Annotated in this window: 13 protein-coding genes and 1 riboswitch; of the genes, 6 read left to right on the top strand and 7 right to left on the bottom strand. The window is 65.5% G+C overall.

The genetic code is table 11. The features are described from left to right. Window positions 1–79 precede the first annotated feature (79 nt). On the top strand, window positions 80–463 hold the full coding sequence (hpaR, locus tag IPM80_10590) for a homoprotocatechuate degradation operon regulator HpaR (GenBank protein ID MBK8958859.1): 384 nt from the start codon (window positions 80–82) through the stop codon (window positions 461–463). A 152-nt stretch (window positions 464–615) separates the two neighbouring features. Here the strand turns inward: hpaR and hpaB are convergent, their stop codons facing one another. The 5 genes from hpaB to IPM80_10565 all read right to left on the bottom strand — a co-directional run bounded on the left by hpaB (window position 616) and on the right by IPM80_10565 (window position 5,195). After that, window positions 616–2,076, bottom strand: a complete 1,461-nt coding sequence (hpaB, locus tag IPM80_10585) for a 4-hydroxyphenylacetate 3-monooxygenase, oxygenase component (protein MBK8958858.1) — start codon at window positions 2,074–2,076, stop codon at window positions 616–618. Beyond that, window positions 2,073–2,555 carry a MarR family transcriptional regulator gene (locus IPM80_10580; GenBank protein ID MBK8958857.1) on the bottom strand — a complete coding sequence of 161 codons (483 nt, stop codon included), beginning with the start codon at window positions 2,553–2,555 and terminating at the stop codon, window positions 2,073–2,075. Before IPM80_10580 ends, hpaB begins: the two co-directional genes overlap by 4 nt. A gap of 77 nt (window positions 2,556–2,632) precedes the next feature. Next, on the bottom strand, window positions 2,633–2,959 hold the full coding sequence (locus tag IPM80_10575; GenBank protein MBK8958856.1) for a DUF1631 family protein: 327 nt from the start codon (window positions 2,957–2,959) through the stop codon (window positions 2,633–2,635). Further along, a complete protein-coding gene (locus tag IPM80_10570; GenBank protein MBK8958855.1) occupies window positions 2,857–4,200 on the bottom strand; it encodes a DUF1631 family protein in 1,344 nt (447 codons plus the stop codon). The genes IPM80_10575 and IPM80_10570 overlap by 103 nt, the downstream gene beginning before the upstream one ends. Continuing rightward, window positions 4,176–5,195, bottom strand: coding sequence for a DUF1631 family protein (locus IPM80_10565; protein ID MBK8958854.1), 1,020 nt, complete (start codon window positions 5,193–5,195; stop codon window positions 4,176–4,178). Before IPM80_10565 ends, IPM80_10570 begins: the two co-directional genes overlap by 25 nt. A gap of 338 nt (window positions 5,196–5,533) precedes the next feature. On the opposite strand from IPM80_10565, the gene IPM80_10560 reads away from it, so the two are divergent. Continuing rightward, window positions 5,534–5,878 (top strand): ribonuclease E inhibitor RraB, encoded by a 345-nt coding sequence (locus IPM80_10560; protein ID MBK8958853.1) that lies wholly within the window; start codon window positions 5,534–5,536, stop codon window positions 5,876–5,878. 65 nt (window positions 5,879–5,943) lie between these two features. On the opposite strand, the gene lon is transcribed toward IPM80_10560, so the two are convergent. Both lon and IPM80_10550 read right to left on the bottom strand, forming a co-directional pair. Beyond that, entirely contained in the window at window positions 5,944–8,358 is a 2,415-nt protein-coding gene (gene lon, locus IPM80_10555; GenBank protein MBK8958852.1) for an endopeptidase La, read from the bottom strand. Window positions 8,359–8,459: 101 nt separating this feature from the next. Continuing rightward, window positions 8,460–9,713 carry an MFS transporter gene (locus IPM80_10550; protein ID MBK8958851.1) on the bottom strand — a complete coding sequence of 418 codons (1,254 nt, stop codon included), beginning with the start codon at window positions 9,711–9,713 and terminating at the stop codon, window positions 8,460–8,462. Window positions 9,714–9,853: 140 nt separating this feature from the next. On the opposite strand from IPM80_10550, the gene IPM80_10545 reads away from it, so the two are divergent. The 4 genes from IPM80_10545 to IPM80_10530 all read left to right on the top strand — a co-directional run bounded on the left by IPM80_10545 (window position 9,854) and on the right by IPM80_10530 (window position 14,587). After that, window positions 9,854–10,660: an SDR family oxidoreductase gene (locus IPM80_10545; protein MBK8958850.1), complete on the top strand. Its 807-nt coding sequence runs from the start codon at window positions 9,854–9,856 to the stop codon at window positions 10,658–10,660. Window positions 10,661–10,673: 13 nt separating this feature from the next. Continuing rightward, the gene (locus tag IPM80_10540; protein MBK8958849.1) at window positions 10,674–11,456 is read left to right on the top strand and encodes an NAD-dependent deacylase; all 783 of its coding nucleotides are present in this window, start codon (window positions 10,674–10,676) and stop codon (window positions 11,454–11,456) included. Window positions 11,457–11,812: 356 nt separating this feature from the next. Then, entirely contained in the window at window positions 11,813–12,148 is a 336-nt protein-coding gene (locus tag IPM80_10535; protein ID MBK8958848.1) for an HU family DNA-binding protein, read from the top strand. A 114-nt stretch (window positions 12,149–12,262) separates the two neighbouring features. Beyond that, a riboswitch (cobalamin riboswitch) is annotated at window positions 12,263–12,496 on the top strand. A gap of 135 nt (window positions 12,497–12,631) precedes the next feature. Further along, window positions 12,632–14,587 (top strand): TonB-dependent receptor, encoded by a 1,956-nt coding sequence (locus IPM80_10530; GenBank protein MBK8958847.1) that lies wholly within the window; start codon window positions 12,632–12,634, stop codon window positions 14,585–14,587. The last annotated feature ends 178 nt before the right edge of the window (window positions 14,588–14,765 follow it).

Genomic DNA, 14,765 nt, shown 5'->3' with positions numbered 1-14,765 from the left:
GCGCGCCAGCGCCGCCGGCTATCTCAAAGACATCGAGCTGTCGCTGCCTCTGCAGTTGCTGAAGGCCCGCGAAGCGGCAATGGCGCGTTTTCGCCCCATGCTGCGCGGCCATGGCCTGACCGAGCAGCAGTGGCGCGTGATCCGCGTGTTGGCCGCGACACCGGATATCGACGGCCGCGAACTGGCCAAGCGCAGTTTCCTGCTGGCGCCGAGCCTGACGCGCATCCTGCAGAATTTCGAAGCGCAGGGCCTGGTGCGCCGCGGCGCCCATGCCAGTGATCAACGCCGCGCCCTGTTCGAACTGACGGTGCGCGGTCGTAAACTGTTCGACGAAGTCGCGCCTGACTCCGAGCGCCTGTATGCCGGGATCGCCGATGAATTCGGTGTGGAGAAGCTCGAGACGCTGTATGCCTTGCTTGCCGAGTTTTCGGCGGCCTTGGGCGTGGGCGAAGGCGAGGGTTGAATTCCTAGATGCGAACTCATTCGCCCAGTCGAATGCCAGGCTGAAGCCTGACCCACAATACCTCTGCGGCGCCCCCTTTGTGGGTCAGGCTTCAGCGTGACAGTCATGGTCACGCCCTTGTCCGACCGTGCTTCGACGGCTGCCAACGCCGTTCAAGCCTGCTTCAACAACTCCTCCACTCGCGCGATCATGTCGTCCTTGTCGTAGAGGTCGTAATAGATCGAGGCCATGATGGTCTGCGGTCCGAAGAAGAACCGCTCGTACAAGGTCTGACGGCTGCCGAAGGCGGAAATGGCGACGTCGTGAGCGAGGCGGAACAGCGCGACACGGTCGCGGCTGTCGAGATTGATGGTCTGGAAATAGCGGGCGACGTCGCCGCTGATGCCGTTGCCGAAGTCCGCTTCGCAGGGAATGGCCATCAGCGAACTCGAGCCGAGCAGCTGCACCAGTTCGACGAGGCGCGGATACATTTTCGGGAACAGGTTGCGCGACGTATCGAGCGGCCGCCGCAAAGGCATGAACACGCCGCGTTGATCGGCATGGGCCTGGCCTTCGCCGGCGTAGCGGAAGGCGCGCACGCTCTCCGCTATCCACATCGCTTCGGCGATCTGCGCCTTGACCTCCATGTCCTTGTCCTTGCCGGTGGCGCGCGCCATCGCGCACAGCAGGCCGACGATGAATTCGGCCTTGGCGAGCTTGCCGCATACCACCTGGTGCATCATGTGGATGACGGCGTTGGTCTCGGCGAAGGCGCGGTTGCACAGCAAGGGTTCGCGATACATGAAGACGCGTTCCCACGGCACCAGCACGTTGTCGAAAACCACCACCGCGTCCATCTCCTCGAAACGCGAGGCGAGCGGCGCGTCGTAATGGCTCTGGTTCAGATCGTAGGTATCGCGGCAGATGAGCCGTATGCCGGGCGTACCGACCGGCAGCGCAAACGCGAACGCGAAGGGCAGATTGTCGGGCGAGGCGGTCAGCAGCGTGGAGGGGAACACTTCGATTTCATCGGCGTGGGGCCCCAGCGTCGCCAACAGGCGCGCGCCGTTGACGACGATGCCGGCGTCGGTTTCTTTCACGATCTGCAGCGCGACCTTGTCGCTGTACTTGCCTTCCTTGGCCTGCGCGTGGTTGAAGGTCGGGTTGACCAGCGTGTGGGTCAGTACCTTGTCGTTGTCGCGCACGTAGGCGTAGTAGTTGCGCATGTTGTCGGCGAATTCAGGCCGGCCCTGGGCAAGAAAGTCGGCGCCGGCGGCGAAGGCCATCACCGACGCGTTCTTGTAGTCTGGCGTGCGACCGAACATGCCATGGGACCAGCGCGCCCATGCGTAGAACGCCGCGCCGCGTCGCGCCACGTCGTGGGCCGAGCGCGGCGTCAGGAACGACATGCCGTAGCGGCGGCCGTTTTCCTCATAGGTCAAGGTGTCGGCGAGGGCCGGATCGAATTGCCGGTCCATGAAGGCCGCGAGCGTGTGGGCGCCGCGACACAGGCCGGCTTCGGTGGTGACGTCCGCCACCCGTTTGCCGCCCAGCCACACTTCACGGCCGTCATCGAGACCGGCCAGGTATTGGCGGCCGTTACGTATACCGGTGCCGGTGTTCGATGCCTTCATGGTTTTTTCCTGCTGCGGGTTGAAGAGGCGCGGGTGGTGGTCGCCGTGGCGGCGGGCGGTTCCCCCGCCAGCGCGCGCAGACCGGATTCGAGTTGCGTCCAGGTGTCGCGATCGAGCGATGCCTTGAGCTCGGCATAGACCTTGGCGACTTCGGGCATGAGCTTCTCTTCCAGGTCGCGACCGGCGGCGGTGGCCGAAACGTACATCACGCGGCGGTCGCTTTCGGAGCGGCGTCGCACGACGAGGCCGTTGCCCGCCAGGCGATCGAGCACGCCGATGAGGCTGGGCTGGGGAATGAGGGTGAGCGCGGCGAGCGCGTTGTGGGCTACCTCGTCGCGCTCCCACAGCACGCGCAGCACGCGCCATTGCTGCTCGGTGAGTCCGGCGGCGGTGAAGACGCGGCGAAAGCGCGGCATCACCGCGTCGAGCGCGCGATACAGCAGCATGGGCAGCGAATGGCTGAAGTCCTGCATCGCCACGATGCGGGGGCCCTGTTCAGAAATTAATAATTAATATATTAATTATCGCGCCGGGCTGGCAAGCGTCGTGAAAGGCGCTATGGCGAGGCGATGGCACGGTGCCGGCGGTGGGCGGCCCGCGCCTGGCGCCGGTCGCGGGATCGGCGCCGAACGCGCCGTTCAGGCGGCGCGGTCTGGGCTTCGAGCTTGTCGATCAACTCACCGAGCACGCGGTCGAACAGCGGGTCGGCCTCGGCGCGGATGATCACGGCACGCTGCTCCTTCAACTGCTGGGCCAGGTCGATGAGCGTCGCGTCCCGCATCATGTCGCCCTGCCGGTTGGTGAACAGGTAGCGGCCGGTGGTGGGGCTGATCCAGGTGAAGCGGCCGCGCTCCACGCTGCCGGCGGCGTCGGTGAATTCCATCCAGTCGCCGAGATCGAGCGTGGTGACCTCTTCGATATGACGTTCGAGATCGGCATCGTTCGCCACTTCGTCCGTGAAGTGTCCGACGGTCCCCGCCCCTGCTCGGGCTCGAAGGCCGTGAAGTCGATGTCGAGCGCGATGGGTTCTCCGACCTTGCGCTCGAACAGGCGCGCCAGTCCGCGCTTGATGAACTCTTCGCTGTTCGGGTCGTTGACATCGGCGACGCGCGCGGGCGTCGGCGCCGTGGCTTCAGTGCCGCCGCCGAGTTTGCGCGCGGCGATGCTCGACTCCTCGATATTCTTGATTGCCACCACGTGCAGGCTGGCGAGCATGCTCAGGAACTTGCTGCACTCCGGCGGCGACATCTCCAGCGCCAGCATGCCGCGCTTGATGCTCTTCAGCATGTTAGGCAGGCGCGCGGACAGTTCCTTGCGGTCCTCCGCGGTCAGCTTGGGCTGCACCGACCACACCAGCTCATCGACGGTGTGCAGCTGCTGTTGCCATATATCGCTGTCGACGCCGTGTTCGACATGGGAAATGATCAACAGCTGTCGCCAGTAGTCGAGCAGGAAGTCCTGCACGAACTCGCGCACGTCGAAGCCCTTGAGGCGCGCGCGCAGTTCGTCGTCGACCGCCATCTTGGCCAGCACGATCTGCTCGCGGGTGCGCAGCGAGCGTGACGATTTTTCCGCGCGTTCGTCGGCGCGTTCGGTTTCGTGGTCGATGAAGGCAGTGAAATCGTCGAGCACCTCCTGGAACAGCGCGACATCGTTTTCGAATTCGTCGACGACGCGATTGACCGCCTGTTCCATCTTGTCGTACAGCGCGTCCGACTGCGGCAGTCCTTCGTACCAGCCGACCGCCGCGCGCGCCAGCGTATCGATCAGGCGCCGCGCCGGATGGGTCTTGTGCGAGAACACCTCGCGCTCGAGGATGGCGACCTTCAGGACCGGGATCTGCAGGCGGCCGAGCAGCGCTTTCAATGCATCGGGGATCGATTTGTCCTGCAGGATGTAATCGAAGATCAGCGACACGATTTCGAGCGTCATGTCCTGGGTGGGCGCCATCTGCCCGATGGCGCCAGTGCTGCGCAGGCCGCGCAGGACATTGACCGGGCCGAGGGCCATACCGACGGCTTCGCCCTGTGCCTGGCCCGCGCCGGCCAACTGGTCGCCGCGCTGCAGCTGGGTCAAGGTGTCGACCAGCGCCGGCACGCTCAGGAATTCGGCGGGCTCGTCCATGCCCAGGACCGGAAAGCCGCCGACACCGCCGACACCGCCGACACCGCCGACACACCGACACCACCGACACCACCGACACCACCGACACCACCGACACCACCGACACCACCGACACCACCGACACCACCGACACCACCGACACCACCGCCGAGGTTGATCATGCTCGGCGCCGGACCACCGCCCACGCCGCCCGCGCCACCTGCGCCACGTGAGCCCTGGCCTTGCATGAGATTGGTGAGCGTCGAGAACACGTCGTCGCCGACGCCTTCCACCCGGCCCTCATCGCTTTCGATGATGACGCGCGTGCGGCGCGGCGCGGCGTGTGCCGGCGCCGCGGCGCCGAGCTGCGGCAGTACGCCGCCATTGATCAATACCTGGTTCACCTCGCCGTAAAACTGCAGGATGGCGCCGAGGCCGTGCTTGTCGAACAGCTTGTACAGCGTGATGCGCGCTTCGATGTCGGCATCCAGCACTTCACAGGCGTCGCGCAGCGCGCGGCCGATGGCAAGCGGGCTCAAGGGGTTGTTCTCATTGTTGAGCTTGGGCTGCTTGAGCAGCACCGCCAGGCGTTGTTCGAGGCCGAACAATTCGCGCGCGCAACGGTTATGGGCATTGGCGACGAAAGTGTTGATGGCGAGGTCTTCCTCCACCTCGTCCATGCCGATCAGCGACAGCTCGCCGTCGAACGCGCCGGCCAGGCTGCGCACGCCGGGCCGCGGTGGTTCCATGGCCTCGCGCAGGCCGGCGCGCAGATTCTTGACGAACGCCGCTTCGACCTGGCCACGCTTGATGCGCAGTTCACGCATGGCGTCGAAGAACAGGTTCTGGCGCCGCGAGTTGTCCGCGCCGTTGGCGAATTTGAACAGGACATCGTCGGCCTGGGTCAGGACATCCTTCAGGATCTCCTCCAGCCGTGAGCACGCAAGGCGCTGGCACTCGTCCATGAGCAGCTTCGATTTGGTCGGGACGATGGGTGTGACAGTGGCCGTTGCCATGGCGGACTCCCGCTTTCTTCAGGTTCTTGCGCCCTAAAGCGACCCCCCGGCGGGATACCTGAGGTCTGGAGACGTCCACATTGGCGTGCTTGTGACGCCGGTCACTCGGCGCTGTAACAGTTTGTGACGAAGTCTGCAGGACGGGCGCGGGCGCGCCTCACACCGTCCCTGGGGGTATGCCGCACTCGTCCTTGCCGCGAGATGGGCCTGACGCCCAGCCCCCACGCTAGCGGCCCGCGGCGAAGCGACTTGAGGGGCCGCCGGCGCGAACGGCTGGGCGAGGCGGCCCGGCCTTGGCCATAATGCCGCGCTGACCGTATCAATGAGCACGCGCGACGATGGAAAGAGACTACGTACAGTATCCCGACGACGACAACGGCAACGTGCTGTGGAAGATGAAGCAGGGCGGGGACAATCTCGACATTCCGCGCGAGGTCGATTTCGCGGTGATCTTCGCCGACGAGCCGTCCGCGCTGGAATTCGCCATGCGCCTGTTGCGCTACGGCCAGAAAGTCTCTTTCGGCCGCTACGAAGGCGAACAGGGCTACGCCTTTCAGGTGCAGGCGCATCCCATCATGGTGGCGAGCTACGAGCACATCAATGGCTATGAGCGCCAGCTCGGCAAGGACGCCGCCGCGCTCGGTGGGCGCAACGACGGCTGGGGCTGTTACGGGCGCGAATGATGCCCCGTGCCCGCGAATGAACTCGCTCCCCCCAGTAGGTGCGAATTCATTCGCACATTGAAATGTCAGGCCGCCGCTGCCACCGGCCCTTCCAGCGCCAAGGCCAGCGCCTCGTCGACGCGCTCGATGAACACGAAGCGCAGCTTGTCGCGCACTTCCGCCGGCACATCTTCCAGGTCCTTCTGATTGCGCTTGGGCAGCATCACGGTGGTGATGCCGGCGCGCAGCGCTGCCAGTACCTTCTCCTTGACGCCGCCGATGGGCAGCACCAGGCCGCGCAGCGAGATCTCGCCGGTCATGGCCACGTCCGCGCGTATCGGTCTGTCGGTCAGCAGCGAGTTGAGGGCCAGCACCATGGCGACGCCGGCGCTCGGTCCATCCTTGGGTGTGGCGCCCGCCGGCACGTGCACGTGGATGTCGACGTCGTCGAGTTTGCGCCCGAGTCGGGCCTTGGCCAGCGTCAAGGCCGCCTGCGCCGATTCCTTCATGACATCGCCGAGTTGCCCGGTCAGGATGAGCTTGCCGTTGCCCGGCACCTGGCTGGCCTCGATGAACAGGATGTCGCCGCCGACCGGCGTCCACGCCAGCCCGGTCGCCACGCCCGGCAGGCCGGCGCGCAGCGCAATCTCGCTCTCGAAGCGCGGCGCGCCGAGGTAGGTGGCAATGTCGGCGCTGTCCACCTCGATGCGCTGCTCGTGACCTTCGGCAATGCGCATCGCGCATCCGCGCAGCACGCTGCCGATCTCGCGCTCGAGATTGCGCACGCCGGCTTCGCGCGTGTAATCGCCGATCACGAGGTTCAACGCGGCGTCGCTGATGCTCACCTGCGCGGAATCAATACCGTTGGCTTCGCGCTGACGTTCGACGAGGTAGCGCCGCGCGATCTCGAGCTTCTCCTGGCTCGTGTACCCCGGCAGCTGAATGATCTCGAGACGATCGCGCAGCGGCCCGGGAATGCTGTCCAGCTGGTTGGCAGTGGCGATGAACAGCACCTGCGACAGGTCGAAATCGACGCCCAGGTAGTTGTCGCGGAACTTGTCGTTTTGCGCCGGATCGAGCACCTCCAGCAGTGCCGCCGCCGGATCGCCGTGCATGCCGCCGACGCCGAGCTTGTCGACTTCGTCGAGCAGCACCACCGCGCCGCGCGACGCCGCGCGTTTCAGCGCCTGCACGATGTTGCCCGGCATCGCACCGATGTAGGTGCGGCGATGGCCGCGGATCTCGGCTTCGTCGTGCACGCCGCCCAGCGGCACACGCTGAAAGGGCCGCCCGGTGGCGCGCGCAATCGACTGTCCGAGCGAGGTCTTGCCGACGCCGGGCGGACCGACGAAGCACAGGATCGGGCTCTTGCCCTCGGGCTTGAGCTTGCGCACCGCGAGGAACTCGAGAATGCGGCGCTTGATCTTGTCGAGGCCGAAATGATCGGCGTCGAGCACCGCGCGCGCCGCCGCCAGATCGATGCCGGCCGGCGCTGCCGCGCGCCACGGCAGCTCGGCCAGCAGTTCGAGATAGGTGCGCAGCATCGACGCTTCGGCGGCGTTGTCGCCCATGCGTTCCAGGCGTTTGAATTCCTTGCGCGCGTGCTTGAGCGTGTCGTCCGGCATGCCGGCCTCGTCCAAGGCCTTGGACAAGGCCGCGAGCTCCTCGCCCGCATCCTCGTCCTGGCCGAGTTCCTTCTGGATTTGGCGCAGCTGTTCGCGCAGCACGTGCTCGCGCTGACGTTCGTCGAACTGCTTGCGCGTCTTGTCACCGATCTCCTTGGACAGGCGCAACACCGCGAGACGCGCGTTGAGCGCCGCCAGCACGCGGTCGAGTCGCGTCGCGAGATCGAAGCTTTCGAGGATGGCCTGCTTTTCCTCGTTCTGGATCTCGAGGAAGCTCGCGATCATGTCGGCCAGCGCGCCGGCCGAAGTCATGCCCTGCACCACGCCCAGCAATTCATCAGGCGTGTTGGGCAACAGCGCGATCGCTTCGCCCGCCGCCTGTTTGAGCTGCATGAGGCGCGCTTCGATCTCGGCGCCGCCGTCCTCGGCATCATCGATATAGCTGACGCGCGCCACCATGAACGGCCAACCTTCCAGGAATTCCAGTACGCGGAAGCGCCGCTCACCCTGTACCACCAGGTGATGGGCGCCGCCGGGCGAGGCGACATAGCGCAGGATGCGGCCGTGGGTGCCCACCCAGTGCAGATCGTCGGCCCGCACTTCGCTCATGTGCGCGTCGCGTTGGAGCAGCAGGCCAACCTGTTGCGCGTTGTGTACCGCCGCCTGGGCGGCCGCCACCGACTGCGCGCGGCCGATGGTGACGGGCGAGGCCATGCCGGGAAACAGCACCAGGTTGCGCATTGGCAACAGGATCAAGGCGTCGTCCGGCAAAGGCTTGATCGGCGTGTCGTCGGCAACGGCAGCGCGGTCCGCAATGAAAGTCGTGGCTTCGTCCTCGGTCAGGGCGTGCTGCGGAATCGGCCAGTATTGAGTCATGGTGATCTTCCTGTAGGGGCATGCGGTGACGCGGCCGCGCCATGCCTGGCGCGCCGCGCTCGTTCACCGTCCGGGGAAGATTGAGGCGGGATCGCGCCGCTTCAAGGCGCGCGCACTTCCGGCACGCGCGCCAGGGCCAGGCGCCGCGCGCGCCGCCGGGACGTGACCGCCAGCCAGTAACCGACGGTGCCGAGCAGGGCGCCGGCGAACACCATCCACAGCATGGCGCGACTGCTGCCGCTGGCCGACCACACCTGCGCGGTCAGCGACGGCGCGGTGGCCATCGCCACCGACATCGGCAGGGCGATGGCGCCCATGGTGCGCGCGAAGTGCTCGCGTCCCAGCCACTCGACCGGTGCAATACCACGCAGGATGGTGGTGATGCCGTGCCCGGTGGCGAAGCAGGCGGCGAACAGGTATAGCCACCAGCGCTCGTGGGGTGCGTAGATCAGAATGAGTACCGCCAGCGGCGACAGCGCTGAAGTGAATGCGCCAAGCCGTGCAATCGAAGCGTGCCGGGCAACGGTGACGATGAACATGCGCGCCGCCACCTGCATGGGGCCGATGAGCGCGAAGGCGGAGAAGATCACGCTGTCGGCAACCTGCTCGGCGCGCAGCAGCGGCACGAACTGGAAGATGAGACTCGACGCCGTCAGGCTGTAGGACGTGTACCACAGCGCCAACCCCCAGAACACCGGGTTGCGCAGCCGGCGGCGCATGTGCACGCGGCCGCGCAGCTTGAACAGTGGATGCTGGGTGCGCGTGCCGCCGTCGTGCGGCGGCACGAACCACCAGTGCACGGGCGCGCAATAAAGCAGGTTGAGCGCCCCCAGCAGGGCCATGCTCGGCCGCCAGTCGAGCACGTTGATGAGATGACCGCTCAAGGGCACGAACACCGTGCCCGACAGGCCCGTGACCATGGTCACGGCGATCATGCCGCGGCGCGCGTCCTTGCCGAACACGCGGTTGATGACCGCCATCAGCGGTTCCATCAGGCAGCAGGCCATGCACACGCCGAGCGTCAACCACATCACGTAGAACTGCGGCAGGGTCTTGATATCCGACCACACCAGCAGCAACAGGCCACCGCCCAGCGAACCCAAGGTCATCAGCCAGCGCCCGCCGGTGCGGTCGAACAGCGTGCCTACCGGGTAGGCCATCACGGCGGTCATCAACAGGCCCAGGGTCAGGGCGGTGTTCATGGCCGGCTGTGACCAACCCAGTTCGCGCTGCATGGGGCCGGCAAACAGCGAGAAGCTGTAGTACATGGTGCCCCACGACGTCATCTGCGCGAGCGCCAGCGGCCACAGCATCACCCACGGCTGGTGGCGGCGATTCCAGAGTCGTGTCAGCAAGCGCGTGTCCGGCGGCGTAAGGGCGTGATCATCGGCACGGCATTATGGGCGATGGCGCAGGCGGCCGGAATCGCGCGAACGGCGGGTGCGGCTGACACACCATCGCGTCGAGGCGTTACCATCGCGCTGGCGAGCCGCGCATGAATTCAACCCATACCCGACCCATTGCACTCGTGACCGGCGCCTCGGCGGGCATCGGCCAGGCCTTCTGTCGCCTGCTCGCGGCCCGCGGTCACGACATCGTCGCCGTGGCCCGACGCGCTGACCGCCTCGCGACCCTGGCGCGCGAACTGGAGCGCGCGCATGGTATCGAGGTGCGGCCGCTCGTGATCGATCTCGGCGCGCCCGGCGCGGTGGCGGGCCTGCTCGAAGCGCTGCCGACGCGCGACATCGCGGTGCTGATCAACAACGCCGGTTACGGTGTGCCGGGTCGTTACGTCACGCACGAGTGGCAGGTGCACGAACGCTTTCAACGCGTGATGGTTGAGGCGGTCGCCGAGTTGAGTCACGGCGTGGTGACGACGATGTGCGCGCGCCGCCGTGGCACCATCATCAATGTCGCGTCGCTGGCCGGCTACCTGCCGGGCAGCGCGGGCCATACGCTGTACGCGGCCAGCAAGGCCTGGATGATCCGTTTCTCCGAATCACTGGCGCTGGAATGCGAGAGCGCCGGCGTGCGCGTGTGCGCGTTGTGCCCGGGTTTCACCTATTCCGAATTCCACGACGTGACCGGTACCCGCGCGCAGCTCGCGAGTCTGCCGAGGTGGCTGTGGATGAGCGCCGAGCGCGTTGCCGAGGAAGGGCTGACGGCGGCCGCGGCCGGACGCCTGGTGCATATCCCTGGGCGTATCAATCGATTCATCGCGTCGCTCGCCGGCGTGTTGCCGCGCGGCCTCGCGCACGCGGTTTCACGGCGCGAATCGCGGCGTTTTCGCGATCTGAGTTAAGGAGTGCATGAGCATGAACGGACGGGCGCGGGAGCCATGGCAGGAGACGCTGACGCCGGTGGTCGAGGCTTTGCGCCGCGCGCGGCGCGTGGCGGTGTTGAGCGGCGCCGGCATGTCGGCCGATTCCGGCCTGCCGACCTATCGCGGAATCAACGGGCTGTACAACGACATAGAAATCGAACAGAACATGCCGATCGAGGACATCCTGCATGCCTACACACTGGCACGTAATCCGGCGCTGACCTGGAAGTACATCGCGCAGATCGACAACGCCTGTCGCGCCGCCGGTCCCAATGATGGTCATCGTGTGCTGGCGACCTGGGATGCGCGCTTCGAACTTTGGGTCGTGACGCAGAACGTCGATGGCTTTCATCGCGCCGCCGGCAGTCGCAACGTGATCGAACTGCACGGCAACCTGTCGCGCCTGTATTGCTGTGCCTGTCGCGCTGCTTTCGACAACATCGATTTCGATCTCACCGTGCTGCCGCCTCGGTGCATGCATTGCGACGGCCTGGTGCGGCCCGACGTGGTGTTGTTCGGCGAGATGTTGCCGGGCAGCGCGGTGCACCAGTATGAACATCAACTGGCGCGCGGCTTCGACGTCATGATTGCCATCGGTACCACCGCCGCGTTTCCCTACATCGCCGAGCCGATGTTGGAGGCAAGTGCGCGTGGCTGCGTGACGGTCGAGATCAATCCCGACAGCACCGCCCTTTCCAACGACGTCAGGCATCACATCAAGGGCCCGGCGCGCGAGGTGTTGCAGGCGCTGGAAGCACGACTTTGCGCGGCATGAACGCACCGTGCCGGCGCGACGCATGCGTATTATTCGGCCGCGACAGTGATCCCGCGCATGCGAATCGCGATTTTCTCGGAAAAATCGGCCAAAAACCCCGGGCGAGGGCTTCCCTTTTCAGCGCCGGTGATTATAGTAGCGCGGTCGATTTCGACCTGTTGCACGAAAGCGTCCCCATCCTGACGAAGACGTGCGGTCGAGCTCGTGCCCGGCGCCACGTCAAGGTCAGCGTCGTCGCACCAGTCTTCGCCCACGGACAGGACCGATAGACCAGTTACGAATAGTGCGACGATTAATCCAAAAAACTGGCAAGAATCCAGCCACCCCAATACGCTGCCACCTATAAGGGAGACATCATGAGCAAAGCCAAGACCAGTGCGATCAAGGAAAAGCAGACCAAGTCGCAGATCATCGCTGCGTTGGCCGACGATACCGGCCTGACCAAGAAGCAAGTCCAGTCCGTGCTCAGCGCAACCAAGGCGCTGGCTGCACGTCACCTGATCAAGAACGGTTCCGGTGAATTCGCGGTGCCGGAAATCGGCGTCAAGCTGCGTCGCGTGCAGAAGGCCGCGCGCAAGGCCGGCATGGCTCGCAACCCCTTCACCGGCGAGATGGTGAAGGTCGAAGCGCGTCCGGCCAGCCTGTCGGTTCGCGCCGCGGCGATGAAGGCCATCAAGGACGTCGTCGCTTAAAGCGACGCGCGGCGCGAGCCGCGCTAGAGTTGCACAATTGAAACGCGGCCGATCAGTCTGCCGCGTTTTTTTATTCGCATCGCGCAAGTGATGCGCGGCCCGCCCCGGCGGCGCCGAGATACCACGGCAAAGGGTGCCTCGAAGCCAATCGGCCGACAGGTGAAACGGGAAATCGGTGCGCACGGCTCGCAAGGCCGCGCAATGCCGATACTGCCCCCGCAACGGTAGACGAGTTGCATCGCTCCACCCAGTCACTGTGTTTCGACACGGGAAGACGGAGCGACTGGCGACGCGACATGATCGCGTGACTCGTGAGTCCGGAGACCGGCCCTGTGCTGTTCCAGGCGATAGCCATTGGCCATCGCCATTACCGAATCGCGGTGGGGCGGTCGGGACGCGGGCCGCAAGGCCCCGCTCGTGATCCTCCCAACGTGCTTCACAGCACCGATCGAGCCCGGGGATGGGCCGGTCAGGGAGACGATGATGAAACGCATGTTCCTGTGCGCCGTGCTGGCGCTGCCCCTTGCCGCTCACGCGGCAACCACCGATTACCCCGACACCGTGGTGGTGTCAGGCTCGCGAACCCCGAGCACGCTCGGCAAGGTCGGTTCCTCGGTCACGGTCATCGATCGTTCGACTCTCGATTTCCGCCAGGCGAACTTCGCCGTCGACCTGCTGCGCTACGTGCCCGGCATCACGGTCAGCAATGCCGGCGGCGTCGGCAAGCAAACCCAGTTACGCATGCGCGGCGCCGAAGGCAACCACGTGATGGTGATGATCGATGGCGTCGAGGCCAACGATCTCGCCGGCAATGACGAGTTCGAATTCGCCAATCTCTCCAGCGCCGACATCGAGCGCATCGAAGTGGTGCGTGGCCCGCAGAGTTCGCTGTGGGGATCCGATGCGCTGGCCGGCGTGATCAACATCATCACGCGCAAGGACGACGGGCCATTCCACGCCGAAGCCGCGCTCGATGGCGGGTCTTTCGGCACCAACCAGCAGCGCGCGAGCGTCGGCATGCGTAACGGTCGTGGCCGCGTGCGGGTCGGCGTCAATCGCATCAGCACCGCCGGCGCCAACATCGCGCGGCAAGGCCACGAGGACGACGGCTACCATGCGGTAACCTCCGATCTCAGCGGCGCGCTCAAGGTCAATGAAGCACTTGAGTTGTCGCTGACCGCGCGTAACGTCGATACCCATAACCAGGTCGACAGCGACTTCATCACCGGTCTACCCGTCGATACCCCCGGGCGCGCCAACACCGAGCAGCGCTACGTGGGCAGTCATGCCAAGCTTGCGCTGCTGGGCGGCCACTGGCTGCAGCAGCTCGACGGCAACTGGACTTCTACCAGCAGCGACAACGAAGACCCCGCCGTCGGTCAGGACAGCTCCAACGATACCGATCGCTACGAGTTCACCTACCAGAGCACGGCCTTGTTCGCGCTCGAGCAGGTCGTGCCCTCGCAGCACAGCATGACGGTGGCGGTCGACCATGAGCGCGACGAGTTCGTGCAGCGCGGTCCGGTCTCGCCGTTTGGCGATCCGAATCAGCGCCGGCACATGGATACCACCGGCCTGGTCGGTGAATACCGCATCGACCTGCCGCTGGATATCGGCCTGTCGGGCAGCGTCCGCCACGACTTCAACAGCGATTTTCGCGACATCACCACTTATCGCGCGGCGGCCGCGTGGCGTTATGCGCCCACCGGCACGGCCTTCAATCTCGCCTATGGCACCGGGCAGAAGGCGCCGACCTTCATCGAACGTTTCGGCTTCTCGTCGGGCGGACAATTCGGGCCGAGCTTCATCGGCAACAGCAGCTTGAAGCCCGAACATTCGCGGGGCTGGGAAGTGGGTGTGTCGCAGGCGCTGTGGGAAGAGCGTGTGCGTGTCAACGTCACGTATTTCAACGAGCGCCTCAAGGACGAGATCTTCGGCTTCCTGGTGGACGCGAGCGGCACCACCGCGACCGCCGTCAACCAGGATGGCACCAGCCGCCGTGATGGCGTGGAGCTGTCGTTCAGCGCGCGCCTCGGACTTGGCTTGCGCCTGACCGGCGGTTACACCTACCTCGATGCCACCGAAATCGATCGCGTGACAGGCATGCGCAAGGATGAAGTGCGGCGCCCCCATCACCAGGTCAACGGCAGCCTGGATTGGAGCGGCATCAACGATCGTCTGCGCGCGAGTGCCTATTTCACCCACAGTGGCCGCCAGGACGATCTCGGCTTTTTTGCCCCGACCTTTCAGCAAAGGCGTGTCGGCATGGACAGCTTCACGACGCTCGGTACCACCGTCAGCTACGACTTGAGCCGCGCTCTGCAAGTACATGCGCGGGTCGAGAACATGCTCGACGATCGCCATGAGGAAGTGCTGGGCTACCGCGTGCCGGGCATCGGCGTGTATGCCGGATTGAAGTTCGCCTTCGACGTGCCTTGAGTGCCGGTGCGATTCCCGGCGGTCGAGCCCTGACCGCCCGCTTTCTGTGGGTCAGGCTTCACCGTAATCATCGTCGGGAAGCGGGCTGCTGGGGGAATGAAATCGCACTTGCCATCGCTCTCCACGTCCCTCGTTTTCCGACCTCGATGCGGGAGGGGTCCCCTTCACATTTCGAGGT

It is taken from the genome of Pseudomonadota bacterium, from assembly GCA_016719885.1.
Lineage (GTDB): Bacteria > Pseudomonadota > Gammaproteobacteria.
This window is presented reverse-complemented; position numbering and strand designations above follow the sequence as displayed.